This window comes from Drouetiella sp., assembly GCF_059504425.1.
Map to the genome: position 1 here is coordinate 130,267 of NZ_JCACIN010000025.1, position 25,613 is coordinate 155,879.

Genomic DNA, 25,613 nt, shown 5'->3' on the forward strand with positions numbered 1-25,613 from the left:
GGATAGTCTTTTCGGAGATATCTGCAACTCGATCGGCAGATTTAGAAGACTCATCTTTTACAGATCAGCCCCTCGTTAATGAATACCTCTAAATCAGAGGTTTTTACACTGATTTAATGGTTTTTTATCAAGCGGGGCTGATTTTTTATCAAGTGCAGGTCAAAACCCTCGTGGCGATCGCCTCCGTGCAGCCGTAGAATCTGCCATCAGCCAAGCGGCAACAATGCCACCTACAAAGCCAAACAGGTGCCCCTGCCAGGAAATGCCTAGCTGTCCTGGTAAAACGCCCCAGATTAAGCCTCCGTAAGCCAAACCCACGATAACGGAGAATAGAATAGAAACGAAGCTGCGCTCGAAGTAGCCGCGAGAGATCAAAAATCCCAGGTAGCCAAAAATTACGCCACTTGCCCCAATATGAACGGTGTTTGCGGGTGCAATAAGCCAGGTGCCCAGCCCACCAATTAGCATGGCGATCGCCGTCACCCCAAAGAAATCGCTGGTGCGCCGCAGCATCATAAACCAGCCCAGCGTCACGAAAGGCACGGTATTGGCAATCAAATGGGCAAAGTTGCCATGCAAAAAGGGTGCAAACAAAATCCCTCGCAACCCCATCACACTCCGAGGAATGATGCCAAAGCTGTTAAGCGCTCCACCCAAGAAAAAATCGACGATTTCGATCGCCCACATCAAGCCCACGGCGAAGACTAGGATGGCTACCTGAGCTTTGACTTCGCCCACCAAACCCCGAACTTCACGGTTTCTCCCAACTTCACGATTGCTCATGTAGGCACCAACTCACCCGGACGCAAGCGTACCCATTTACCGATCTCTTCCTTAAAGCTCAGACAGCCTACCACGTCATATTCTTTCTCGATTGCGTCATCTAAGACCCGAATATTGGCGTTAATTTCGGGTGCTGTCGCTTCAAAATCAGGAGACTCGGTTAGATGCCGCTGTAGATGAAGCTCTTCTACTGCGTGATAGGTCGTGCAGCGATCGACGTAGTGGCAATTGATGCAAATACACATGGGCAAACCCCTCGCTTTTGCTACTCCATACCCAATTCTAGAATATCCAATAATATTCTTGGGAAAACCTTTATGGCTATCGCCAGTTTGCTTAGGATATTTAGGGTGGGGCGCTTCGCGCCCCACCCTAAATATCCCCGCCCTAACCGCCTTGGCGGTTGCTATATCTCTTCTTGAAGGCTCTTTTCGAGTCCGGTTAGGATCGCGTACAAAAAAAGCCCAACAGGTTTTAGAAGGGTTGCAGGTTAATTTGCGATCGTTGGAAGAAGCTTACGAGGGCTGCGATCGCCTCGCGTTGATTAGAAAGCATTGACCTACAGCGGGGCAGATTCCTCCACGCTATAAGTCCCAAAGCTGGTGACAAGACTCGAACTTGCGACCGGCGGTTTACAAAACCGCTGCTCTACCAACTGAGCTACACCAGCAATTCGGATCTCAATATAACAAACTTTCAGCCGTTTCTATGCAATTCACAGCGCTTTGCGCTTAGTTAATTGTGGGTTATTTTTGTAGAAGCCGCGCAGAGCAAGGCTTCTACAAAAATAACTGTGGTTTATGCAATTGAAAATTGCTGTAAATCATGCCTCGACCAGCCACTATTGAGAAACCTGCGTTGGCGTAGCGACAGCAGCAGCGACAGCAGCTCCCAGCGGATCAACAGCAGTCCAGCCTTCTGTAGAAGGAAGCAACGTTTCAAAATGCAGGTGTGGCCCAGTAGAGCTGCCGGTACTGCCGACTAACCCTAAAACACTGCCCTGCTCTACGCGATCGCCCGGTCTGACGGCGATCGCTGACAGGTGAGCGTAAAGATTTTGCTGTCCTACAGAACTCGCTTCTACAATCACAGCCAGTCCGTAGCCCCCCATATCTCCAGCCGCGACCACACGACCTGCTAAGGCAGATAGTACCGGAGTGCCAAAGGGCGCACCTAAGTCAATCCCGCTATGAAAGCGGCGATCGCCCCCAATCGGGTGAGTTCGCCAGCCAAATCCAGAAGTCAGGGGAACAGGGATAGGCAACGGAAAGACCATGTCCCTCGCCAGTTGATTACTTTCAGAAGAGACGGTGATGCTGTCGGTCTGCAATCCGCCGCAGTTTGCCGCGATCGTTCTCCAATAGCCTGAAGTTGGGCTAGAAGTTGGGCTAGAAGTTGGGCTAGAAGCAGGGCTAACCGTCTGATTCACGGCAACAGATTTGTTAGGTGCGCCGACGCTAATTTTGGTTGCTTGTCTAGAGAGCTTAATTAACTGCGGCAAAGAGGATAGCTGAGATTGGGCATCATATACATCGGCTACATCGGCTTTGTCCGGAAGCCTGATAGCAGACGGGCTAGCACTGTACATCCAGCTCTCAAGGATAGATTGCAGCGTCGGTATTCCCGAAGGTAGAACCATTCCCAGGTCTTTTACGGTTATCTCAGCTTTTACCTTAGCCGCATTTACCCCAGTCGCATTGACCAGCCGATCGCCTCCAGTTGAGGCAATGCCAGCCGCCGGGGCGTTTGATAGGCTAACCTGCTGAGGATTTTTTTGAGGCTGAACCCCAAGAGGAATCGCCGCAACACGGCTGACCTTAACGGTTTGCATAGGAATGGGCTGTACTTGCTTTGCAGTCGGCTTGACGACATGAGTTGCCAACACCTCATCAGCCGATAGCCGCGCCGCAACTTGTTGACCAATCGGCAAAAAGGACGAGCTGCGTTTGGGCTGTGCTGCAACGAGTTTGCTAGATGTATCTCTCTTCGCAGGGACACCAGCCGCAGGGACACCAGCCGCAGGGACACCAGCCGCAGGGATACCAGCCGTAGCGCTGGAGGAATTCAGGCAGCGATCGCTCAAGTAGGGCTGAAGCAGTTCTGGCGTTGAAGGCACAGTCAGGTATCCGCCTTCAGGGTAGCTGCCAGCGATCGGCGTCGCGATCGGCGTCACGACGACTGCATCTTCTGGCGAATTAACCAGACTGGCGGTATTGACGATCGTTTGTACGGTTGCGGGCTGTCCAGGAACAAGTTGTCCAGCTGCCTCAGCCACTTTAGATCCAGACTGCTCAGGCGCAGAAACCGCAAGTTTCTCAATTTCTGCCAGCGTTGCAGCTTGTATTTCAAGAGACAGAGCCGGATGCTGAATAACCTGCCGCGCGTCTGCAAATTCACCCAGCTGAGCATAGTAAAGGGCAAGCGCCACCAGATTTTGCTGAAGCTGTGCTTCTTTGGAAAGGCGATCGCGGTTTACCAGGGCTGCCAATCGCTCTGAAACGGCTTGTCTAGAGGCGGCAAGGCGATCGGATGCTGCGGTGCCTTCCAGATTTTGCCTAACCTTATTTGCAGTTTCAGCAGTTTTCTCAGTGGGAATAGGTTGAGTTTCTGCATTTGAGGCAGTTTCAGGTGCGGCAGTTTCAGGTACGGCAGCTTCAGGTACGGCGGTTTTGGGCATGACAATTTCAGATGCAACAGCCTCAGAAATATCGGCTGCGGGTGCCAGACCTTCGGGTGCAGAGTCACTGGGCTTAGGAGAAGCAATTGTTTCTGGCGTGGCAACTTCGACAGCCGCCTCCGAACCAGTTGACATGCCGGGGCTTTGGATATCAACGGATGGGCTAGGGGAACTTGGGGGGTTAGATGCGCCGAAGATGGGCAGCATATAAACTTCAAGCACGGTTGAAGTCATAAGGACAGTCATTAGAGACTGACCGATAGATTTTTGAAAATGCTTCATCGGAACCTAAAGAACGACACGGCGTTGATCCGGCTAAACTTCTGAGACAAAATGTAAGGCAAAAGAATTTCCTTAAGCCCTATAACTTGAAAGATTGAAAAGATGGCGATTGATTAACCTGGTCTCTCAGGGCTGGGTAATTAGATGGAAATATCGCTTAAATCTTGCCATGAGATGATCCTCATGACCAGTGTTTTTACGGGGCTTCATCGACACTTAATTGGCTAAGCTTGCTTAATCTGCTATTCCACAGAGATAGCCAGTCAATCCGGATAAGCCAAGGTAACGCTGGAAATCTTTCCGCAAAGTGATGACTTGGACAGCATTCTGTAAAAATTCGTTAAAGCTCAGAAAATCTCCTCAGAACTTTCCGGTTCACAGCTCTGACTTTACTTAATCGGGGTATGAATTTTTTGAAAGGGTCGCTCAGCGACCCTTTCAAAAAATTCATACCTGAAATCAGCAGCGCTACAGCTTTTACCAGCGGGGTGATTGCGCGATCAATTGGGTGGCTTCCTGAGCCGCCAGCGCTTCTGAAAACAAAAAACCTTGACCAAAGTTACATCCTAGCGCTCGGAGTTGAGCCAACTGCTGACTGGTTTCAATGCCCTCCCCGGTAACATTCATACCCATTGTCTGGGCAATGTTGATGATCAGGGGAATGAGATCCGTAGTTTCTAAGTTGCTATCCATACGTTGAACAAAAGAGCGATCGATTTTTAGCGTATCAATCGGGAAAGCGTGCAAATAGCTCAAGGAAGAATACCCGGTGCCAAAATCATCAATGCTGAGCTGAATTTTTCTGGCTCGAAGCTGCTGCAAAACGTTGACTGCCGATCGGGCATTATCCATCAGCGCACTTTCCGTAATTTCTAGCTTCAAATATTGAGGATCGAGCTGGGTTTCTAGCAAGATTTGGTCTATCTCTTGCACTAAGTCAGGTTGGGTAAACTGACGGGCTGAAATATTGACACTCATGGACAGATGGGCATCAGGATAGTCTTTTTGCCATCGGTAGAGCTGCTGACAGGCTGCTTTCAATGCCCAGTTGCCGATCGCATAGATTAGCCCCACCTCTTCAGCCGTTGGGATAAATGCCCCCGGCATCACCAATCCTCGCTGAGGGTGCTGCCAGCGAATTAGCGCCTCAAACCCAACTATTTTGCCGCTTGTCAAATCAATAATGGGCTGGTAGTAACAGACAAATTCGTTGTGCTGAAGGGCGCGGCGCAGATCGGTTTCTAGCTGCAAAAGCTCTAGAGTGGCGGCATGCATGGCGGGTGCAAACACCTGATACTGAGCTTTGCCCGAAGCCTTGGCGCGATACATGGCGGTATCGGCATCTCGGAGCAAATGCTCTGGTCTGCTATAGCTAGAATCGCCGATCGCAACGCCAATACTGGCATTGATAAAAACTTCATGATGCTCTAACTGAAATGGATGGGTCAAAGCCTCCAAAATTTGGTCGGCAAGCTGAGCCTGAAGCTTAGAAATGTGAAGCGGGAAGCTATTGGAGCGATCGATCAAGATGGCAAACTCGTCACCGCCGAGTCGAGCCAGCGTATCCCTTGGAGACAGCAGCGTTGCCAAACGGCGACCAATGGCAATGAGCAGCTCATCTCCGGCAAGATGGCCGAGAGAATCGTTGACGAGCTTGAAGCGATCGCAGTCTAAAAACAGCACGGCGATCTGCCCTCCAGCGTCATCTTTAATTCGCTTTAACGCGGTTTCCAAGCGCTGCATAAATAGCGATCGGTTGGGGAGCTGCGTCAGGGCATCGTGGAGCGCCATCCGCATCAACTGAGTCTGTAAAAGCTGTCGTTCATTAATTTCTTGCTTCAGCTCCTGGTTAGCCAGTTCTAGCTGATGCGTCCGTTCCTGCACGCGCTGCTCTAGCTCGGCAGTCAGCTTTTGGTTCTTTAACTTGACTGACCTTAAGGTAATCTGCTGTTTTACCCGCGCCAAAACTTCCTCAAGCTGAAAAGGCTTGGTGATATAGTCTGCGCCGCCTACGCTAAAGGCTTTGGCTTTGTCGTTGCCTTCGCTGAGGGCGCTGAGAAAAATAACAGGGATCTGATTGGTTTGCGGGTTAGCTTTCAGATGTTGGCAGACTTCATAGCCGTTCATTTCTGGCATCATGATGTCTAGCAAGATCAAATCAGGCTGCACCGTTTGAGCTGCCATCAAAGCAATTTTCCCATTAATGGCTTTGCGCACTCCATAGCCCTGACGGATCAAAATAGTAGAGAGCAGACGCAGATTTTCGGGTGTGTCATCCACAATGAGAATATCTTCTTTGGGCGACCGCTCTTGTTGAGCAAAATGATGTTGGTGATCGAGGTACTGAGACATCTGAATCTAAGAAGCATCCAAAAAGCGGGGACGAGAAGCACCTGATAGAGCACAGTATTCCCAGGAAGGGAGCGCTTTACTCAGCGATTTTACTCAACGATTTTACTCAGCAGGTCTGTCAGCAGGTCTGTCAGCAGGTCTGTGCATGGGTTCGGTGAGAGCGACAATTTGGTCAAAGCGGAAGCTTTCAGTGAGATCAGTCAGAACGATCGCCAGATCAAGGTGCTCTTCAGGAATTTGATCGATCAAATCAAAAATGAGGCGATCGCTACATTGAGAAGCAGCGTATCGCAACTGATTCACCCAGCCAGAAGACATCCCTTGCAAGGCGGTCGGATTCACAGCTGGCTGGTCGAGCATAAGCGATGAATAGCGCTGCCCATTGCGGCCTGACAAACCCAGTGATGCTAGACTTTCAGACTTCTGTTGAGTTTCTGATTCATAGAGGAATTCCACCCCTAGATATTGACTCAATTTCAGCATCAACTCCTCTCTTTGGAAGGGCTTGCTCACAAAATCATCACAACCCGCTGCAAAAGCTGCCTGCCGCTGTTCTTCAAAAGCACTTGCCGTTAGGGCAATAATGATCGTATCTTGCCCTCTGGCAGAAGCCTTAATGCGTTGAGTCGCCTCATAGCCATTCATAATCGGCATCTGGATATCCATCCAGATCAGATGCGGCTGCCACTCTTGCCAAATCGCCACAGCTTCTTGCCCGTTGTGGGCTTCCTGCACTTCAAACCCCAGCGTCCTCAGCAACTTGACAAGCAGCAAACAATTGGTGAGGCTGTCTTCTACAACCAAAATTCGATAGAGAGGCTGATGGGTGGCTAAGCCTAGGATCTTTGGTTCGGTCGTCTGATAGGCGATCGCAGATGGCTCATGCCCCAACTCAACCTGAATCTCAAAGCTAAATAAGCTTCCCTCCCCCAATCGACTGCTAACCTTGATCTCGCCGCCCATAATCTGCACAAACTTTTGGCTGATGGGTAGCCCTAGCCCGCTACCCTCTGCCGATTGCAGCCCTGTCTTTGTCTGCTCAAAAGGTCTGAACAGCTTATCTAGCTCATCGGCAGCAATTCCAGAACCCGTGTCTTCAACCTCGAAGAAGAGGGTTCGGGAAGGGGCGATCGAGAATTCTCTCTCTTCCTGCCCTGGCTCATGCTGCCTAGGCTGCCCTAGCCTAACGCGCAGGATAATACTGCCCTGATGGGTAAACTTGACGGCATTGCCCAAAAGATTGATCAAAACCTGACGGAGCTTACTTTCATCGGCATTAATGAATTTCGGAACATTGGAGGCGCGATCGATTACGAGTGCCAGGGCTTTGGCTTTAACCCGTAGCAGCAGCATTTCCTCTAGGCTATCCAGCAGCCGATAGAAATTAAAGCTGCTCTTGTGCAGGGTAGTACGCCCTGCCTCAATTTTTGACATTTCTAAGATGTCATTAATTAGCCCCAGCAGATGGGCACCGCTCCGGCTAATGATGTCTAAGTATTGGCTATGCTCCAGGCTAAGAGAGTCATCGTGATGCATCAGTTGAGCAAAGCCCAAAATGGCGTTAAGCGGCGTACGCAACTCGTGACTCATGTTAGCCAAAAACTCAGTCTTGGCGCGATTAGCAGCATCGGCGGTTTCTTTCGCCGTTTTTAGCTCTTCGGCCTGCTGTTGGGTACGGGCAAATAGCTCTGCCTGCTGCACCGCAACGCCGAGCTGAGTACCAATCTGAGTCATCATGCGATTGTCTGCGGCTTCCCACTGGCGAGGTTCAGAGTTTTGGTAGCTTGCCAGTAGCCCCCACAGCTTGTTGCCACAGAAGATTGGAACGGCAATGTAAGCTCTCGCCTGAAAGGATTTCAAGCGTTGCAGGTAGCAGTCTTGAAATCCAGCCTTGTCGATATCAGGTACACAAAGATAGGGAGTACCTTTGCTAAAGCTGCCGCCTTGGGTTTCCTGAAGATAAGTATCTTGACTCAGCGTGGCGTAGGTGCCCAAGTTTTTGATGGCACAGCTCCTGCCTCCCGACAAATTTTCTGACAGGTGCATCTGCTGGAGGTGCTGTTGAATCAAAGGTACCCAGAGCGGTGCAACAGACTCAGCCACAAATTCGCCGCTCCAATCGGCATGGAAGCGATAAATCACCACCCGATCGCAGTTGAGGGCGCGGCGTAGCTCCTGGGTGGTAGTAGCAAAAATAGTGTCTAGATCCAGGGTTTGGCGCATCTGCTGAATCACGCGGGCGATCGCCTGCTCCCGTTCCACCGTTTTTTGCAGAGCCGTCTCTGCCTGCTTTTGGTCGGTAATATCGCTAAGAGTGCAGACAATACGCTCAACGCTACCGTCTAGCGCGAACTGGGGATCAGCATTGACCAAGAGCCAGTATCGGCGAGTCTGATAAGGCTCTATGCCAATCACAGCATCGTGAATAGGGCGACGCAGGGCGATCGCTTGCTGTACGGGCAGATCCGCGATCGCAAACGGCGCACCATTTTCTTGCAAAAGCTGCCAACCTACACCAAAGACGGGATGCATCTGCTTTTCATCAGAAGAGTTGAGTAGCCGGATTGCTGCCCGATTGCGAATTAGGATTTCGGCACGGTTATTGAGCAGCAAAACGCCAACCTGCATTTCTCGAATCAGCATCCTAAAACGCTTTTCGCTTTCTTGCAGCACCTGCTCTCGCAGCAGATGAACCGCAATGTAGCGATCGAATAGCGACACAGTCAGCGCCAGCATCAGAATCGCGATCGTACCGATGCCGATCGTGATGGCCAGCTGAGAAGGGTTGAGAAACGCGGTGCTGTCTGTGGAGTTGGGCAGGAGGATAGAGTCGGGCAGGAGGGCAGACTGATTTACCTTAGCGGTTTCTTCGACTAGCTCACTCCCCATTTCAGGCGGCACAAAATGTGTTGCTGCCATGCCAAGAAGGTGCGTGCTGCCCGTTGCCAATCCCATCATCAGCGCACTGCTCAGCCTCTGACGCATTAGCTTTCTAGCGCTCTCTTTGAGAGGACAAGCAAGACGCACCGCCACGAAGGAGAACGCTATAGCTGTGATGACCGAGAGGGCAACCCACACAATGTTGTACTGGATACGAACGGGCATCTGCATGGCTGTCAGACTTGCATAGTGCATCCAGGCGATCGCCCCTCCCAGACAGACCGAACTGCTAACAAACCGGAGCTGCCTCAAGCTGGACTGTCTCAAGCTAGACTGCCTCAAGCTGGATTGCCTCAATAGCCCTAAAGCAATTCCAGAAACCGCAATGCTGTGAATGAGCGACAACAGAATTTCCCAGGTTTTATAGATCACCCCTTGAGGCAGATCAAACGCCATCATGGCAATGAAATGCGCTAGCCAGATGCCAGTACCCATAGCGATCGCCCCTCCCAGCAGCCACAGCCAGCGCCTTCGGCGTTCGGTGGGAACATGCCCACGAGCTGCTAAATCTAATGCTGTGTAGGATGCAACAATCGAGAGCGCCAGCGAGAGTGCTACTAGGCTCAAGCTGTAAGCGTCAGGGAGCGTGCTAAAGGCGCCAATGAGGAATGCCGTTGTGGAGTTTGTAAGGGTCACGCGATTTTGGAATGCGGCTAGGCTTGAAGGTAAGGCGCTTAAAAGAGGCAAAAAAGGCGCACAGCGGCATAGATTGGGCTAGATTGAGCTGGGCTAATACCAATTTAAGACCCAAACAGGGCAGATGATTTTCGAGAGCCGCGCGGAGCGCGGCTCTCGAAAATCATCTGCCGCCTCATTTTAAAGTGGCATAACTTGGGCTGGTATAACTTGGGCTAGCTTGGGCTGGGCTAGCTTGGGCTAAAAAGCGTGAAGGTTAAATTTCTACGACTAAAATAGCGCCCGTCGGCTGATTTTCTTCTACGAAGATTTTTCCGCCATGAGCTTCGATCGCCATTTTGCAAAAGGCAAGCCCCAGACCCATTTGGGCAACTCCATTAACACAGTCCCCCACCTCATATTTGTCAAAGATAGACTGGCGTAGCTCTGCTTTTATGCCCTTGCCCTGATCGGCTACTTCTATTCGCACTCGCTGGGTTGAGGAGAAGCTAATTCTCAGCGTCACCTGGCTGCCGTAGGACGAAAACTTGATGGCATTAGACAGCAGATTATCCAAGACGCGCCGGAGCAAAGCCTCATCGACATAAACAGACTGGTGATGAGAAGGAAAATCGCTAATGAGATCAATCTGCTTAGCGAGGGCGATCGCTCGAAAATCGGCGAGGGACTGCTGCGCCAGCTCACAGAGATCCACAGACGATCGCTCTAGCACTAGCCTGTCTGCCTCTAGCTTTGCCATCAGCAACAGGCTGTCAATCATCGACTGAAGCTGTTGCCCTGCCTGAAGAATTTGCTCAACCTTATGCTGCTGCATTCCCTGTAGCTCGGTGCGCTTGAGAATGGCACAGGACAATATGATGCTGGTTAGCGGATTACGCAGATCGTGAATCACCATGTCGGACATATCTTGCCGGAGCTGAAGCGAGGCTTGCAGCGCGTCATGCTGTTTTTTGATTCGCAGCATCGATCGCACCCTTGCCCTTAGCTCTAGCGGGTTGACGGGTTTATCAATAAAATCATCTGCGCCCGTCTCTAGGCAGCGCGCCAAGACCACCTTGGAGCTGAGCGCCGTCACCATAATCACTGGAATATGCTGAGCTGAGCTAGTTTTAATCCAGCGGCAGACTTCAATGCCATCCATATCAGGCATCATTACATCGAGCAAAATCAAGTCGAGTAGGACAGTTTCTATGCGTTTAATCGCTGCTGCGCCACTTGATGCATAGTGCAGCTCATAGTTTTCGCCAAACAGGATGCCTTCAATAACATCAAATCCACTAGGCTCATCATCTACGACTAAAATGGAGTTTTTTTTGTCCACAAGCTCTGATTACCTATACGTTTTTACGCTTTAGTTTTTGCGTTAATTATGCTCTTTTATCCTATGCCTTCACATCCAAGCACTTTCAGGCATGGCTTAATCGGAGGATGAATTTTTATGTGAGAGGGGCACTTTTGAACAACAGGCTTGTACTCTCAGGGTGCCCACTTCGATAGCAAAACAGAGCTGTTTAATCTTGTGTTGGGGCGGGATTCAAATCTGCTGGCAATGGCTCAAGGTATTACTGAATTAAGATAGCGCTGGCTCAAGGTAGCGCTGGATTAGCTCAACAAGCTGCTTTAACCGAACTGGCTTAACTAAATAATCATTTGCGCCTGCCAAATGACACTTTTCTTGCTCTCCTGGTAAAGCCAAACTGGTCAAGGCAATGATGGGAACCTGCTTAAGATGCGATCGAATTTGGCGAATGGCTTCTAGCCCGTCTATTTCCGCCGCCTGACTATCTGCCGCGCCCAACATTTGCACATCAATTAGAACCAGATGCGGCGACTGAGCGATCGCCTTTTGCACCGCTTCGGCACTGTCATGGGCGAGGATCATTTGAAACCCTCGCATCTGTAAATAGTCTGTCAAAGTGGCGACCCCGTCCAAATCATCCTCCGCAAGCAGAATGCGAGGCTCAGTCACCAGAATGAGCTGAGGTTCTGGCAAATCTTCCAAGCAAACGGCTCCACTCCAGGATGACGGACTTTGGGGAGTTTTCCAGGGTAGCGTTACCCGAAAGCAGCTTCCTCGACCGACTTCGCTGGATACCGTGATCTGTCCACCGTGCAGCTCGACGATTTGTTTAACCAAGACAAGACCTAATCCTGTGCCTTCGTAGTGCCGCGAGAGGCTGCTATCAAGCTGCACAAATGTCTGAAACAGCTTGCTAATATCTTCAGGAGCAATGCCAATTCCAGTATCAGTAATGCTGAAACTTAGACTGTTTTGAGTAGGATCTCCCTCAACCTCTAGGGTGACACGCCCCCCTTCAGGCGTAAATTTTACGGCATTGCTCAACAGATTCAGCAAGACTTGCCGCATTCGACGCTCGTCAACCTGAAGGGTACCCAAGTCTTCAGTGAGGCAAACTAACGAGATATTTTTTTGGTGAGCCTGCTGTTGGATCATCGTCAGGCTGACCTCGCACAAGCTGTGGATAGAGGTTTCAGCTATCAGCAGGTCTAACATGCCTGCCTCAATTTTTGCCAGATCTAGCACATCGTTGATCAGCGCTAGAAGATGCTTGCCACTGCTTTGAATAATGATTAGAAACTGACGCTGTTTGTCGGTGAGGGTCCCAAAAGCTCCTTCCTGCATCACCTCCGACAAACCCAAAATAGAATTGAGGGGGGTGCGCAATTCGTGGCTCATGTTGGCTAAAAATTCATCTTTGAGGCGGGTGGCGCGGGCGAGTTCGGCATTGGTTTGGGCAAGCTGTGCGTTGGTGTGATAGAGCTGGGCTTCGGCGGCTTTGCGATCGCTGATATCCATCCAGGAGCCGATTCGCTCTAACGGATTGCCCCATTCATCCTGCACTAGCTTGGTTTGGTCATAGAGCCAGCGATAGCTGCCGTTTTTGTGGCGAAACCGATATTCGCAGGTGGCATAGCCCTGGTGAAGCATTTCTTGCTCAGCCGTCGTGAAGACGCTGCGATCGTCTGGGTGAATGCCCTTGAGCCAAAAATCGTTCTCCAGACACTCTTGCGACTCGTAGCCAAGGATCTGCATCACGTTGGTGCTAATAAAAGTCAGAGTTTGAGGTTGGTTTGGCGCACCGGGCGTTGCCGCATAGATAATGCCAGGGCTGGAAGACAGCAGGTGATGCAGCCGCTCTTGGGTGATAAAGAGCTGTTCTTGGACAGCCAGCAGCTTGTGTTCGGTCTGCTTGCGATCGTTGATATTTTCGACCATGCCCATCAGGTAGATCGGCTCGCCCTTAGCATCGCGGATGAGAGCACAAGTCAGGTTGCCCCACAGCAGCTCGCCATTTTTGCGGATGTAGCGTTTCTGCATTTTGAAATCGACAATTTCACCCGTCACAAGCCGCTGAACCTGTTGCAGATCGGCATCAATGTCGTCAGGATGCGTAATGGTTTCAACCGTTAGATCTGCAATCTCATCATCGCCATAGCCAAATAAGGTGCTGTGTGCCGCATTGTAATGGACATGGCGATGGGTGTGGATATCCACTAGACCAATGGCGAGCGGCGCATTTTCAAAAATTGCTCTGAGTCGAGTTTCGCTTTCACGAAGGGAGGCTTCTGCCCGCTTCAAGTCAGTAATATGGCGCACTACGACCAATACCGATTGCACCCTGCCTTCTGAGTCAAATTCAGGAATGAATCGGGCTAAGTCTGCCTGTTTGCCAATCAGGAGATCAATCTCGTACTCTAGGGCTTGTTCTACTGACGTTGCCAAGGTGCGTTCGATTGTCTCTGTCCAGCAAGTGGTTAACAACTCTGGAAAACCCAGTTCGCTGGGCGTTTTGCCGATAAACTCTGCTGCCAGAATGCCTGTTTCTTGCTCCATTCTCGGATTGACGTAACGGTAGCGATTTTGACGATCGAACCGAATGATCAGGTCAGGCGAGTTTTCGACTAAAGTCCGAAATTCTTGCTCACGTTGGCGCAAGGCTTCATCGATCGCCTTTTTTTGAGTAACATCTCGAAACGCCACTATACCGCCCGCAATCTGTTCAGTCTGGTCATAGAAAGGACGGATGGTGGTATCGATCCAAACGCCTTCCGGCTTTTGAGAATTGCGGATAAAAATCTCTACGTTGTCTGCCGCTTCGCCTCGGATAGCGCGGATCAATGGCAGCTGATCGAATGGGCAAAGCGTGAGCCGATCGCTGATATAAACGCCATAATGCGCCACCCATGCTTCGGGCGGGATGGCTTCAGCCCCGATTCCCAAGATTCTTTCAGCTGCCGGGTTAAACACCAAGAACCGCCCCTCTAAATCCGCCACAATTAAGCCGTCACCCACGTTATCCAGGACGGCTTGCAGGAGTCGGGCTTGCTTTTGCAGCTCTGTTTGAAACTGGGCAAGCTCCTGAGTGCGTTGAGCGACTCTGGTTTTAAGTTCCTGATTGATTTGGTCGAGAACTGTAGTCGATCGCTGGCGCTCTAGCTCGGTCGCGGCACGGGCTGCAAAAATTCTCATCAGCGCCTCGGTACGGGCAATATCGGCAATGGGCTTAGTGTCTAAAATGCACAAAACGCCGATCGGAATGCCAGCAGTATTGTACATAGCTACGCCCAGATAGCTCTCGGCTTCTGCTCGTTCTAAAATTTCGACATTTGGGAAAACTGCCCGAACCTGCCTGGAGCAGACATAGATGCCCTGATCTATTGACTGAACGCAGGGAGGAACCTTTGGCAAGCTGTAGCTGACTTTGGGCTGAAATTGGTCATCTGACCACCAAGCCAACATATCCAGGGTTTGTGCATCTTTCAGCTCGGCAATGCCCACATGGTAGACCCCTAATGCCGATACCAAACTCTGTACCAGCATCAAGAAAAAGTCTTCTCCGGTGACAAAGGCTGTTCCCTGCAAAATAGTTTTGAGAGCCGCTTCTGTGCGTTTGCGATCGCTGATATTTACCCCAATACCCAAGACTCCGTACTCTTGGCGATCGGGCAACCAGATGGGCTGTTTCTGCCATTGCAGCCACTCAATGCCTTGATGCTGGCCGCTATCCACCTGCTCTTCAGCGATGAACATACCCTGCTGATGGTCAATCACCCACTGATTTTGCTGGCGAAATAGCGCAGCTCTTTCGGGGTCGGAGCAGAAATCTTCTAGCGCTTTGGCCAAGAGTTCTTCTATCGGCAGGTTATGGAAGTCGGCAATAGCCTGGTTTGCCAACACATACTTTCCCTTTGCATCTTTAACAAAGAGCAGGTTGGGATTAGTATCAATCACCTGACGCAAAAATTCTTGCTGCTGCTGAAGTTGGGCTTGGCTGGCGGCGAGAGCAAGTTCTATTTGCTTGCGATCGGTAATGTCAATGATTAGCCCCATGACCTGTACCCATTCGCCTGCCTGATTGCGCACCCCGCGACCTCTGCTACCGAGCCAGTGCAAACTGCCATCAGAATATACTGCTCGATACTCCACATTAATATCAGAAGCGGTTGCTAAAGAGCGGGTCATTGACTGCTCAACCCCCTCGATATCCTCCGGGTAAACGCAGTCGCGCCATGCTTTATAGACAGGTTGATAGGTGCCAGAAACGAGTCCTAGCAGCCGCTCAGCATTTTTATCTAATGCCACTCTGCCGCTGGTAATGTCCCAAATCCAGCTCCCCACGTTGGTGTAGTCCAGCGTGAGCTGAAGTCGCGCCTCCGGCTGCAAAAGCTCTTCAGGCGGGTTGGGCAGCAGTAGTTCGGGGGGCAAATGGGTAGGCGGAGAACAGTCGTCATGGCTTGCCTTCTGCGATCGAATCACGAGCATTGTGCCATCTGCGTGAATCATCTTGAGCCAGAAGCAGCAATCGGTCAAACGAATTTCCTGGTGAATTTCATGACATTCAGAGAATGCTTTAGAATTAACGCCCAACGCAGAGGATTGGGCAGCGCTCAGAATCCGATCGATCGCCAGCTGAGGTAGGCGATCGAATGCAGGATTGCACCACTCAATCTGCCCCTGAGGATTGACCCAGGCGATCGCATCCTGAATATGTGCCAAAGCCAATTTCATTTGATTGAAAGCAGCTTGATTGAAAGCTGGGCTGAGGATCGTCTGAAGTGGATGCAGCCCAGAAGGTTCAGCAGTATCGTGCATAGTCGCAGGGTCGTCAGTCGCAGAGTCGGTCGCAGAGTCGGTCGCAGGGTCAGCCATTTTAATCTATGGTTTTAAGCTGTTTTGAGCAGTCATAGCCGTATCCATACTTTGCTTATGATTCAATGGCGCATGATTCAATGACGCATGATTGAATGACGCATTAAAGTGTGCCACCCAAAATGTCTCTGTCCTAACACCTATGAGTGCAGTCTTCTATAAAGCGAACAGTTAACAAGTCCATAGCAACTTAAACTCAATATAGAGCAGCTTTGCTTTTCGTGATTCCATGCCTTCAGTGCCTCTCATTGATTTAATTGCGGCAGCTCAATCGGGCGATCGTCTCATTAGCTTTCCCACAGATACTCTACCTGCCTTGGCAGTGCGCCCCGACCGCGCTAGCCTGATTTTTGCGGCAAAACAGCGGAGCTTGACAAAGCCCCTGATTTTGATGGGCGCAGAAGCGACCGACCTTTGGCAATATGTGCAGGGCAGCAGGGCAGACCGAGCAATTTGGCAGCAAATCGCCGATCGCTACTGGCCTGGAGCGCTAACGCTGGTGTTACCCGCTAGCGATCGTTTGCCGCCCGAAATGAACCCCACCGATCCGACCACCCTAGGACTCAGAGTTCCCTGCTGTGCGATCGCTTGCCACATTTTGGCTCAAACTCAGCCACTAGCGACAACGAGCGTCAATCGATCGGGAGAACCACCGCTGCAAACCGTAGCAGAAATTAATGCCCAGTTCCCTGAAGTTTTGACTCTACTGCCCCAAGATATCCCCGATGGAGATTCCAATCAGACTTTTCTCAATAAGTCGTCGAGTTTTTCTCAGGGACAACCCTCAACCGTTGTGAAGTGGACGGGCGAGGGCTGGACGGTATTAAGGCAAGGTCAGGTCAAATTTGAAGCTTGACAGGAGGATGGGCTAAGGAGCGCCAGCGCTAATTTTTTGAAGGGCTGCTCAGCAGAAAAGCCCCGCCTGAACGAGACTTTTCTACTGAGATCTAAATGAAACTGTATTTCAAAGTTAGATTCTAAAAATTAAATCTTAGGAATTCAGCTGATTTCCGCGTTTGTACTGGAAGTAGGCAGCTACAAACAGACCCGCTAGGGTAATAGGCACTAGACCCAACACAATCCCTACAAGTAAAGGCTCAACCACAGTGCATCTCCTTATTTGTCCCTAAGATCTTATCAAATTTACCGACCTACCCGTTGCTTAACGGTTTTTATTCTTTTATCATAATTCTCGATCGCCTTCTACTTCGTGTCTGATCTCTAGAAAAATTGGAAGAAGTTCTCTAGAATAATGAGTAGACAAGAGCTTTGGCGATCGATGATACGAGAAATTCTGGAGGCGAGCGCGCAGAAATGCTGCTACACCTCTTAGAAAGATTAAAATATGATGGGTTACAACGTTAAGTAAGTTAAATTCTTGGTCTGTCTTGTATCTCTAATCCCCTCCTACTTTGACTAAAGCGCTCTTGAACAATCAGGTTTCAGAAACTGGTGTTTTCCAAAGGGCTGCCCTAACGGTGATGGCAGTCGCGTTGGCGATCGCCCTAACTTGGGCAGTCACGCATCAGTTTTGGCGCGTCGATCCCTATACTCAAAGCGTCCTGTCGCTGAAGGGCGATTCATTGCAGGGACAAATTATTTTTCAGCTCAACTGCGCTGGGTGTCATGGTGTCAGCGCCGATGGTTTGGTGGGGCCAGATTTGCACCATGTGTCTTCTCGCAAGTCGCGCACTCGAATTATCCATCAGGTCATCAGCGGCGAAACGCCTCCAATGCCCCAATTTCAGCCAGGTACTCAGGCAATGGCAGACCTGCTGGAGTATTTGGAAGGACTGTAATAGAGTCTTGTGGGCTTACAGCAATGTTCAATTGCGTAAACCATAGTTATTTTTTAGAAGCCGCACTCCGCGCGGCTTCTAAAAATAACCCACACTCAACTAAGCGCAAAGCGCTGTAAAGTTGCGGGCTTGGGGAACTTGAGGCTTTTTCTGACGGTCTATTGGGATATAGTCCGAAACTGATTGATGCTTCTACCGCTTCTGACTTCTGGTTTTAACAAACTAGACCCTGGAGAAGTCGGTGAAAATCAACGGTTTTGTGCAGAGGGTGTAGTTTCAGCTGTGCATCCTCGATCGCCGCATTTCTTAAAAGAGGATTTTCCCATGACTCATGTTCGCTCCTGGCAGTCAGGTGCTGCTTTGCTAACCGCGCTAATGTTCACGGCAGGCGCAGCAGCTCCGCTCATCATTCAAGCTCCGGTTCAGGCTCAGGCTGTCACCTTCTCCGATGTCTCGTCTGACTACTGGGCAAAAGGATTTATTCAAGAACTCGCCAATCGCGGCGTTCTCAGCGGTTTTCCAGATGGCAGCTTCCGCCCCAATCAGCCTGTGACTCGCGCCCAGTTTGCCGCAATGGTGCGTCAGGCGTTCCGTAAATCTCCGATTCGTCCGGCGGTTAGCTTCACAGATGTGCCAGAAACCTACTGGGCGATCGGCGCAGTGCGCGAGGCATACACCACGGGCTTTATGTCTGGGTTCCCAGAGGGCAACTTTTTGCCGGATGCCAATATTTCGCGATCGCAAGTCTTAGTTTCTCTGGCAAATGGCATGGGCTACGCCGCTAATGGCTCTGTCAACAATACACTGCAAGTCTATAGCGATGGCAATGCCATTCAAGACTGGGCACGCCCCAGCATTGCTGCTGCCACCGAAAAACAGATCGTGGTCAACTATCCCAACGTGCAGACCCTCAACCCCAACCGGGATGCCACCCGTGCTGAAGTTGCTGCCGTCATCTATCAGGCGTTAGTTAGCGCTGGAAGAGTTAGCGCTATTGCTTCGCCTTATGTGGTGAGCCAAAGCACGGTGGGCAACCCTGCCAATGGTGGCAATGGCGGCAGCGGTCAGGCAGCCGTTCAAATTCCGGCAGGAACCACAATTCCCATGCGCTATGAATCCGCAGAAAAAATTCTGGTGTCTCTCGACGAACCTGATCCCGTTCCAGTGACGCTGACGACGGCGCGAGATGTGGTGTCGTCTAACGGCAGAGTGCTAATTCCTGCCAACAGTCGAGTCTCTGGCGAACTGCGTGTGGTGGATGGCGGGGCGCAGTTCTATGCCCAGGAGATTGTGCTACCCGATCGCACGCGGGTGGCATTGAGCGCCACTTCGTCGATTGTTCGCACTACCGAGCAAGTGCGCAAGAGCGCGAATTTGCTGGAAGTCTTAGCAGGTAGCGTCCTGGGTGCAGGAGCTGCTGCCGGGGTGTCGGCTGTGACCGGCGATCGCACCATTACTCCTGAAGAAGTTCTGGGCGGAGCGGGTGCCGGGGCGCTGGGCGGCTTGTATCTGGGTCGCAACGAAATTACGCTAATTTCCATTAGCCCGAATACTGATCTGGATGTAACTTTAGATTCACCGCTGGTGATTCGCTAGAGCGTCAGGAGTAAGGTGTGAGGAAATCGGGGGAGCGATCGCTCCCCTACAAAAATGAGTTCTGGTTAGATTTATAGCTGCCGCCAGTTTGCTCAGAGGACGTTTGAAAAGTGGTCGGCTGTGATTTTAAGCACCTGTTGATCCCTCTGCCCCCCTTAAAAAGGGAGAAATGAATTCAAAGTCCCCCTTTTTTCTAGCGCAGCGGCGCGATAGCGCGGGGATTGAGGGGGATCTGAAACGTTTCGCTATCCATAGTTGGACTTTTCAATCATTCTCTTAGGACAGGGACATTTAGGGTGGGAGATCTGGAGTTCAGTCTACGTAAGCCCTGCATAAAAGTTGAGCCGATCAGCTAAACCGACCTGAGTTAAGCTGATCGGCTTAATCTAATTTAATTCTAATTTTAATTTTCCTGGGATCAGAGTAAATACAATATACGGGCGACTGAAAGATGTCATTCATCCTGTATTTATTCTGTGAGGAGTACTTTGATGCTGAGGTTAGGTATTAGACAGGGAGCTAGAGCATTTCTGGCGCTGGCGACATCGGTGAGTTTACTAATTTTGGGCAGTGGAGCGATCGCCAACGAGAACGCTAGCATGGTCAAGATCTCAAATCTCCCTCAGATCGTCGCGAACTCTAGCTTTATCAGCCCGCTGGTTGAGCTGTTTGGCGACGTAGGAATCGGTTCACAAAGCTTTATTGCTGGAAATACAGTAGTTCGAGCCGATCCGGGAACTCAGATTTGCATTGGCAACGAGACAAATTTGCAAGACAACATTTTGTTTTTAGCGTCACAGGAAACGGCTGCTCCTGCGGCTCCCTGCGGCTCGGTTTCTAGCAGCACTGGCAATAGAGTTAGCATTGCCCACCAAGCTGTGGTCAAAAACTCGCGCATTGGCAACTTTACCTTTGTTGGTTTCAATGCTCACCTCAATAATGTGGTGCTAGAGGATGGAGCGTTTGTTTTGCACGGTGCCCAGGTGGAAAACGTCACGATTGGCAAAGATAAGCTGGTGCCCATTGGAGCCGTCATCACGACTCAAGCCGAAGCTGATGCTCTGCCTTCCAAAACACATGACAATGCTGAGTTTCAAGATGAGGTCTTGGAAGTTAACGAAGAATTTGCTGAGAGCTATGGCAAGCTGTACGATAGCGCTGGCTATGAAGCCGTGACAGGGGTTAGCCGTTCGCCCGTGACTTCCTGGAATGTCACTTCGGTGAGTCCTAGCTTGGGAGAAAATGTCCAGCTAGGAGAGTTTGTCCGCATTGTGGGAGATGTGCAGCTAGGAAAAGATAGCCGAGTGGGTCAGCGCACCTCTATTCGGGCCGACGAAGGCTCACCGATCGTGATTGGTGAGAATGCCCGCATTGAAGATCGGGTTACTTTTCATGCGCTGAAAGGAAGCGACATTCGGATTGGCGAAGATCTGAGAACCGCTGACAATATTGTGTTTCACGGTCCGCTGAAAGTGGGTGACGACTTGAATATTGGGGATGATGCTATCCTCTTCAGATCTACGGTGGGCAATAATGTCTCCATTGGTACTAGGGCGATCGTGGTTGGAGTCACTCTGCGCGACGGGACTCAAGTTCCGCCCAATGCCCACATCATTACTCAAGAACTGGCAGATAAACTTGAGGTTGTGCAGTAAGCGATCGCCAAGTCTGCGCAGCCGCAGAGTCAACCCCAATGCAGCGACTTTATTGACTTCATTCGTCACACCAATTTAAGACCCAAACAGGGCAGATGATTTTTGAGAGCCGCGCGGAGCGCGGCTCTCAAAAATCATTCATTGGATCTAAGCGCGTAGCGCTGTATTGCTGTATGAGCAATTTGGGCTTTTGGATAGGTTCTTAGAACAAGAACGATCGCACTTTAACCCTCACGTTCCGACCTCAGAACACCATCTTCCAGGGTCAGAACAGGAACGATCGCCCTTCAACCCTCACGTTCCGACCTCAGAACACCATCTTCCAGGGTCAGAACAGGAACGATCGCGCTTTTTGCTCGAAGTCTCTTATTTGTGACAAGAACGATCGCACTTTTTGCCCAAAGGGTGCTTTTCTCTCCTGCAACTCTTGCATTGCAGACTGAACTTTTTGAAGATTTTCACGGACAAAGCGGTAGGCTTCTTGAAATCGGGCGAGGCGATCGGCAGCGGGGATTGAAGAACCAGACATCGGAAATCCTGGGAGAAGCTGAGGGATTACAGCCTATCATCGCGTAATTTTGGTGCGATCGCTTCCCGCTAAGCCTCACTTCCCGATATCAGGCATTTTTAAAGCTACAGGTCAAAATGCCGACGAAAGCGGGGATCAAGGTGATGCTTTTTGCGGGAGTTGCAGGAACGGCAGAGGGTTTGAAAATTGCTGATGTCGTCAGCTCCGCCTTTAGCAAGCGGAATAATATGATCGATCGTCAGTTCGCCCTCTGTCGCCGTGCAGCCACAGCCTTTGCATTGAAAGCTGTCTCGCTCTAAAACATATTTTCGTACTTCAGGTGGAATCCGAATGCGTCGTAATTTTGCCATAGTGTTGTGATGGATTTACCGATAGGAAGCGATCGGTCAACTTGCCTCATTCAACATTTGCCGAATGTCGTCAAGCGGCGATTCTACTTGAGCATTGCTTACGGGTAAGTAGGGAATCTCTGGTTCATCAGGCAAAAACTCTACTAAGACAGTGAATTTGATTTTCCCTTTCTTCCAATCTCCTGAGCCGAGGCTTAAAACTTCACAATTAGTACCTTCAGTAAACCATTGATGCAGTGCAGGAACTTTCCACTTAGTTAAGTGTTTATTTAAGCCATCGAGCACTCCAAAACTGATCGCATCCTGAACAGCTGATCTAAAGCTATCAACTTTAAGGATGTCATTCCCGAAAGCAATAACATCTTTATCATTCAGTTCGTTCAAAGCTTCTAAAGCATCTCGCATCTTTAATTCCTTAACCTATTCATATCATTGATAGAATTTTGTAGGATATGTTAGGCGTTAGCTGTAACGCATCAAAGCTTACAAGTGATGCGTTACGCTGCGCTAACGGCATTCTACGCAGAATTTCACGCTAGTAAATCTACAATCCTTGCTATCTAAACTTCGACAAACTCGATCGCCTCAATTACTTCAGCCTCGATCGCTTCTTCTTCTGACTCAGCAACTGGGCTGACTTCAACGGGCACGATCGCCAAATCATTCTTGCTAATTTCGGGTAGCTTTTTGCGATCGAGCTGCATCATTTCTAGACAGGCATTAATCCCGGCGATCGCTTGATTGTAGATGGCAATCTTTTGTTCAATTTCAGCCTGGTTACGCTGGTTGCTGCGGATTTTCTCTTCGGCTTCTTTGTCCAGAACTTGCGCCAAATAGGCTCGCGCCTGATCATACTGTTGCAGAATCACGTCGGCTTGATCGGCGGCATTTTGCAGCAGGTGCACGTTGAGCGTTTGGTTGATGGTTTGCCGGAACGTCCGCAGCACCGTTTCCTTCACCTTTTGCTCAAAGTCCAGCTTCAAAAGCTGACGAATGGCGGGTTCGGCTTCCACCATGTTCTGGTAATCATAGCCGCGACAGGCTTGCTGCAAGGTCTGGCGGAGCTGCCACATTGAGGAAGTGCCCTCAGTGTAGAACTCAGGACGTTCGCGCACATAGCGATCGCACTCTGTCCGGGCTTCATTCACCAGCGCGTCAGAGACTTTTTGCTGGAGGCGAATTAGGCTAGCCTCAATGCCACCATCGTTGCCCAACAGGCGATAGAGGTTGCGGTAGTAGTCTTGCTGATGGACGCGATCGTTCAACGCCTGAAAAAAGGTGGCAATGACTTCCTGTGAGGCATCCACCAGCACTTCCTCTAGTCCGTCTGCCAGATAGTAAAAGGCTTCCGCCAAAATGCCCAGCAGGGGAACAACCGAATGGCGCTTGTGGCTTGCCTGGGCGCGTTTGTGAACCTCACCCACCGAAAAAGTGTTGAGCAACTCATCCAACCGGAGAACCATACGGGTTTTCAGCCTCGAAAAGCTGTTTTCCAAAGCTAGGTTGCCGTCGCTGGCGACCGCTTCGTTGACGGTTTGCTCAATATCCTGCCGAAAGCGATCGCCCACCTGCTTTAGCTCCTTACTGAGCTGGCGCAATTCCTGCTCTTTGATTGCGTTAATGTCTTGGGGCTGACTGCCCAAATGCTGCCATGCCTCCACGTAGGACTTTTTCAGGCTAATGCTCAAAGGCTGCAAATCATCGGCAAGATTGGACAGCAGCAGCGGGCGCTTCTCTGTGGTCAGGTAGCGGGTGATTGCCGTGCGAAATTCCTCAATGCCGCTGTCTTTAATCAGTTGCTCAATCAGCGGTGAACCCGTTTCGCTGAGAATGCGCACATAGTTTTCATTCGGCGACTCGTAGCTTTTGACATCAATGCGGAAGCGATCGGCAGGTAGCTTACCCGAACTAGCGCAGTAGCGGTTAAACTCGCTGACGAACTGCGGCGTTTCTTCCTGTCCTTCGGTTTGTCTCTCGACCTGACTTGCAGCAAAGAGCGTGTCTAGCCCAAAGCGATCGCCCCGTCCGGCAACCTTGAGCTGACTGCCAAAAAATCCCAGCAGACCGCTAGTTTTGTAAACTCGGCTGGAATCCCGAAACTGCTCTTGCAGCAAACGCTCTAGCCGCTGGCGAAGCTGAGTGTTGTACCAAGTTTCGTCAATGCGATTGAAGACATAGAAGACGCGATCGCGGATGCCGGGATTGGATTTGGTTTTCTCCAGCAGCTCAGTTTCCTCGGTAGTCATGTCGCCTGCTGCTGCGGGCTTAAGGACGCAGACAACAGCAGAGGTGTCTGGATTCTCGATCTTGGCGTAGGTTAGCTCAGCATCTTTTTTGACGGGCGCATCAATTCCCGGCGTATCCACCAAGACATTGCCGTCTCGGAGCAGCTCATGATGGCAGTAGTATTCCACCCGCTTCAGCACGGCGCTATTGGCTCCCCGGCGGGCATAGCTGGCAGCTTCCTGAAGGTTGCGGAAGTTGAACCGCTCCATGGAGAAAGTGTTGTTGTTGACGGTGTGAATATGTTCGCGATTGGCAACAAAGCCCTCCAGCAGAAATCTTAAGGCGCTAGCTTGTTTGGCGCGATCGGACTTACTCTCGCCTCCTTCCTGCTCAATAATCACCTGACAAGCCTGAGCCACTAAATCAATTACTTCTTGGCGATTAATGTTATCTCGTACCGTCAGCCCCAGCCGTTCGCAGAGCAGAGTTGCCTGTTGCCGAATTTCGGCTTCGCTGAGGAAGGTCAACACCACTCGCTCTTGATCTAGCTCTGCGTAAGCAATCTGGCACTCAGTTCCAGTAGCGTGCCCCTCGGCGCTGTAGAGTAATTCTCGCTCCAGCAAGGCGTTAATCAGCATCGACTTTCCGGCGCTAAAAGCCCCGGCAAAGACAATCTCGAAGGTCGGCGCGATCGCTTTCCGCAAGGAATTTTGAATGGCGGTCGTGTCCTGCGATCGCAACAAAGGCTCTTGCTGCTGAAGTTCTAGAAGGCTATTCACCTGCTCTTGAAGATTTTGGCACTGTGGAAAGGCTTGTGACATAGGTAAAGCGAGTTAATTCAGCAAAGGGGAATCTTAGAGGGCAATGGCTCGCCGCTAAAGACACGCTCTGAGGCGCGAGCAGAGCAAACCTAACCTAGCTTAGGAATCCCTATTTTGGGAGATGAAACGCACTCACCATAGATAATGTTCTAGGCTTGCACTAAACACTGGGGAGATGCGATCTATGTGGCGGGTAATTATTCAATGTTCTGCCGAAAGCTGGCGTCACCATGCCGAAGCCTTTAAGGCGATCGCCGCAAAATATCCCGGCACCCCAATTGCCTCCAAAAAAATGAAAGGCGACGAGCGTCGCATCATGGAATATCAGCTGGAGAACGTAGGCGATGCTGAAGAATTCATAGATGAATGCCTTACTCTAGAAGGCTTCACTGCTACCTTCGAGTCTCTTTAGCGCTAACAAAACTTATGCCTTGCGCGACTCAGGGCTGATTTATGTCGCTATGCGCTTAAGTCCAATGGGTTATTTTTTGAGGGCTACGCTCCGCGCAGCTCTCAAAAAATAGCTTGTTCTAACTCAATCTACTCAAGTGGAGCGAATCAAGTGGAGCGAACCTTTGACGCAGATGTGAGTACAGAGATGTGAGTACATAAATATGAAGCCCAAGCTTACAGAGCCTAGGATCAAGCCGTAGACATCTCAAGCCACAGCATCGTCACACAAATTTTTATAGTTTTGGTTACAATTTTGCTCCTGACAACTTACCATAGCGATTGCCTTCCCTCTGCATCCCAATTCTTCCGAACAATCACCCGCCGATTTACGTCTTTGAACCT

The 25,613-nt window shown here is 50.5% G+C and carries 18 protein-coding genes and 1 tRNA gene; 6 read left to right on the forward strand and 13 right to left on the reverse strand.

What is annotated here, in order from left to right; genetic code table 11:
- Nucleotides 1-159: 159 nt before the first annotated feature.
- On the reverse strand, nucleotides 160-783 hold the full coding sequence (locus tag AC5JMP_RS06180; RefSeq protein ID WP_495850564.1) for a rhomboid family intramembrane serine protease: 624 nt from the start codon (nucleotides 781-783) through the stop codon (nucleotides 160-162).
- Nucleotides 780-1,028, reverse strand: a complete 249-nt coding sequence (locus AC5JMP_RS06185; protein WP_495850565.1) for a Ycf34 family protein — start codon at nucleotides 1,026-1,028, stop codon at nucleotides 780-782. Before AC5JMP_RS06185 ends, AC5JMP_RS06180 begins: the two co-directional genes overlap by 4 nt.
- A 58-nt stretch (nucleotides 1,029-1,086) precedes the next feature.
- On the opposite strand from AC5JMP_RS06185, the gene AC5JMP_RS06190 reads away from it, so the two are divergent.
- A complete protein-coding gene (locus tag AC5JMP_RS06190) occupies nucleotides 1,087-1,341 on the forward strand; it encodes a hypothetical protein (RefSeq protein WP_495850566.1) in 255 nt (84 codons plus the stop codon).
- Nucleotides 1,342-1,380: 39 nt separating this feature from the next.
- Here the strand turns inward: AC5JMP_RS06190 and AC5JMP_RS06195 are convergent.
- The 6 genes from AC5JMP_RS06195 to AC5JMP_RS06220 form a co-directional block, all read right to left on the reverse strand.
- Nucleotides 1,381-1,453, reverse strand: a tRNA-Thr gene (locus AC5JMP_RS06195).
- Between the two features lie 171 nt (nucleotides 1,454-1,624).
- Complete coding sequence (locus tag AC5JMP_RS06200; protein WP_495850567.1) at nucleotides 1,625-3,742, reverse strand: peptidoglycan DD-metalloendopeptidase family protein; 2,118 nt, start codon at nucleotides 3,740-3,742, stop codon at nucleotides 1,625-1,627.
- Nucleotides 3,743-4,219: 477 nt separating this feature from the next.
- Nucleotides 4,220-6,094 carry a two-component system response regulator gene (locus tag AC5JMP_RS06205; RefSeq protein WP_495850568.1) on the reverse strand — a complete coding sequence of 625 codons (1,875 nt, stop codon included), beginning with the start codon at nucleotides 6,092-6,094 and terminating at the stop codon, nucleotides 4,220-4,222.
- 102 nt (nucleotides 6,095-6,196) lie between these two features.
- Nucleotides 6,197-9,670, reverse strand: coding sequence for an MHYT domain-containing protein (locus AC5JMP_RS06210; RefSeq protein WP_495850569.1), 3,474 nt, complete (start codon nucleotides 9,668-9,670; stop codon nucleotides 6,197-6,199).
- Between the two features lie 256 nt (nucleotides 9,671-9,926).
- Nucleotides 9,927-10,991 (reverse strand): hybrid sensor histidine kinase/response regulator, encoded by a 1,065-nt coding sequence (locus AC5JMP_RS06215; protein WP_495850570.1) that lies wholly within the window; start codon nucleotides 10,989-10,991, stop codon nucleotides 9,927-9,929.
- A 249-nt stretch (nucleotides 10,992-11,240) separates the two neighbouring features.
- Nucleotides 11,241-15,842 (reverse strand): hybrid sensor histidine kinase/response regulator, encoded by a 4,602-nt coding sequence (locus AC5JMP_RS06220; protein WP_495850571.1) that lies wholly within the window; start codon nucleotides 15,840-15,842, stop codon nucleotides 11,241-11,243.
- A gap of 229 nt (nucleotides 15,843-16,071) precedes the next feature.
- Here AC5JMP_RS06220 and AC5JMP_RS06225 point away from each other — a divergent pair, with 229 nt between their 5' ends.
- Entirely contained in the window at nucleotides 16,072-16,698 is a 627-nt protein-coding gene (locus AC5JMP_RS06225; protein WP_495850572.1) for an L-threonylcarbamoyladenylate synthase, read from the forward strand.
- A gap of 135 nt (nucleotides 16,699-16,833) precedes the next feature.
- On the opposite strand, the gene petG is transcribed toward AC5JMP_RS06225, so the two are convergent.
- Nucleotides 16,834-16,947 carry a cytochrome b6-f complex subunit V gene (gene petG / locus AC5JMP_RS06230; protein ID WP_495850573.1) on the reverse strand — a complete coding sequence of 38 codons (114 nt, stop codon included), beginning with the start codon at nucleotides 16,945-16,947 and terminating at the stop codon, nucleotides 16,834-16,836.
- Between the two features lie 322 nt (nucleotides 16,948-17,269).
- Here petG and AC5JMP_RS06235 point away from each other — a divergent pair, with 322 nt between their 5' ends.
- From AC5JMP_RS06235 to AC5JMP_RS06245, 3 genes are all read left to right on the forward strand, one after another.
- Nucleotides 17,270-17,641 (forward strand): c-type cytochrome, encoded by a 372-nt coding sequence (locus AC5JMP_RS06235; RefSeq protein WP_495850757.1) that lies wholly within the window; start codon nucleotides 17,270-17,272, stop codon nucleotides 17,639-17,641.
- 324 nt (nucleotides 17,642-17,965) lie between these two features.
- Nucleotides 17,966-19,237, forward strand: a complete 1,272-nt coding sequence (locus AC5JMP_RS06240) for an S-layer homology domain-containing protein (protein WP_495850574.1) — start codon at nucleotides 17,966-17,968, stop codon at nucleotides 19,235-19,237.
- Between the two features lie 491 nt (nucleotides 19,238-19,728).
- Complete coding sequence (locus AC5JMP_RS06245) at nucleotides 19,729-20,892, forward strand: LbetaH domain-containing protein (protein ID WP_495850575.1); 1,164 nt, start codon at nucleotides 19,729-19,731, stop codon at nucleotides 20,890-20,892.
- Between the two features lie 328 nt (nucleotides 20,893-21,220).
- On the opposite strand, the gene AC5JMP_RS06250 is transcribed toward AC5JMP_RS06245, so the two are convergent.
- The 4 genes from AC5JMP_RS06250 to AC5JMP_RS06265 all read right to left on the reverse strand — a co-directional run bounded on the left by AC5JMP_RS06250 (nucleotide 21,221) and on the right by AC5JMP_RS06265 (nucleotide 24,818).
- Nucleotides 21,221-21,421, reverse strand: a complete 201-nt coding sequence (locus tag AC5JMP_RS06250) for a hypothetical protein (RefSeq protein ID WP_495850576.1) — start codon at nucleotides 21,419-21,421, stop codon at nucleotides 21,221-21,223.
- Nucleotides 21,422-21,525: 104 nt separating this feature from the next.
- Nucleotides 21,526-21,771: an HNH endonuclease gene (locus AC5JMP_RS06255; protein ID WP_495850577.1), complete on the reverse strand. Its 246-nt coding sequence runs from the start codon at nucleotides 21,769-21,771 to the stop codon at nucleotides 21,526-21,528.
- 36 nt (nucleotides 21,772-21,807) lie between these two features.
- Nucleotides 21,808-22,176: a KGK domain-containing protein gene (locus AC5JMP_RS06260; protein ID WP_495850578.1), complete on the reverse strand. Its 369-nt coding sequence runs from the start codon at nucleotides 22,174-22,176 to the stop codon at nucleotides 21,808-21,810.
- 155 nt (nucleotides 22,177-22,331) lie between these two features.
- The gene (locus tag AC5JMP_RS06265; protein ID WP_495850579.1) at nucleotides 22,332-24,818 is read right to left on the reverse strand and encodes a dynamin family protein; all 2,487 of its coding nucleotides are present in this window, start codon (nucleotides 24,816-24,818) and stop codon (nucleotides 22,332-22,334) included.
- 184 nt (nucleotides 24,819-25,002) lie between these two features.
- Between AC5JMP_RS06265 and AC5JMP_RS06270 the strand changes: the two genes are divergently transcribed.
- Nucleotides 25,003-25,230: a hypothetical protein gene (locus tag AC5JMP_RS06270; protein WP_495850580.1), complete on the forward strand. Its 228-nt coding sequence runs from the start codon at nucleotides 25,003-25,005 to the stop codon at nucleotides 25,228-25,230.
- Nucleotides 25,231-25,613 lie beyond the last annotated feature (383 nt).

Excerpts from the sequence above, each read along its gene's own strand:
- AC5JMP_RS06180 (WP_495850564.1), bottom strand. The coding sequence starts at position 783 with ATGAGCAATCGTGAAGTTGGGAGAAACCGTGAAGTTCGGGGTTTGGTG.
- AC5JMP_RS06220 (WP_495850571.1), bottom strand. The coding sequence starts at position 15,842 with ATGGCTGACCCTGCGACCGACTCTGCGACCGACTCTGCGACTGACGAC.
- AC5JMP_RS06240 (WP_495850574.1), top strand. The coding sequence starts at position 17,966 with ATGACTCATGTTCGCTCCTGGCAGTCAGGTGCTGCTTTGCTAACCGCG.
- AC5JMP_RS06245 (WP_495850575.1), top strand. The coding sequence starts at position 19,729 with ATGCTGAGGTTAGGTATTAGACAGGGAGCTAGAGCATTTCTGGCGCTG.
- AC5JMP_RS06255 (WP_495850577.1), bottom strand. The coding sequence starts at position 21,771 with ATGGCAAAATTACGACGCATTCGGATTCCACCTGAAGTACGAAAATAT.
- AC5JMP_RS06200 (WP_495850567.1), bottom strand. The coding sequence starts at position 3,742 with ATGAAGCATTTTCAAAAATCTATCGGTCAGTCTCTAATGACTGTCCTT.
- AC5JMP_RS06265 (WP_495850579.1), bottom strand. The coding sequence starts at position 24,818 with ATGTCACAAGCCTTTCCACAGTGCCAAAATCTTCAAGAGCAGGTGAAT.
- AC5JMP_RS06185 (WP_495850565.1), bottom strand. The coding sequence starts at position 1,028 with ATGTGTATTTGCATCAATTGCCACTACGTCGATCGCTGCACGACCTAT.
- AC5JMP_RS06250 (WP_495850576.1), bottom strand. The coding sequence starts at position 21,421 with ATGTCTGGTTCTTCAATCCCCGCTGCCGATCGCCTCGCCCGATTTCAA.
- AC5JMP_RS06225 (WP_495850572.1), top strand. The coding sequence starts at position 16,072 with ATGCCTTCAGTGCCTCTCATTGATTTAATTGCGGCAGCTCAATCGGGC.
- AC5JMP_RS06270 (WP_495850580.1), top strand. The coding sequence starts at position 25,003 with ATGTGGCGGGTAATTATTCAATGTTCTGCCGAAAGCTGGCGTCACCAT.
- AC5JMP_RS06260 (WP_495850578.1), bottom strand. The coding sequence starts at position 22,176 with ATGCGAGATGCTTTAGAAGCTTTGAACGAACTGAATGATAAAGATGTT.
- AC5JMP_RS06205 (WP_495850568.1), bottom strand. The coding sequence starts at position 6,094 with ATGTCTCAGTACCTCGATCACCAACATCATTTTGCTCAACAAGAGCGG.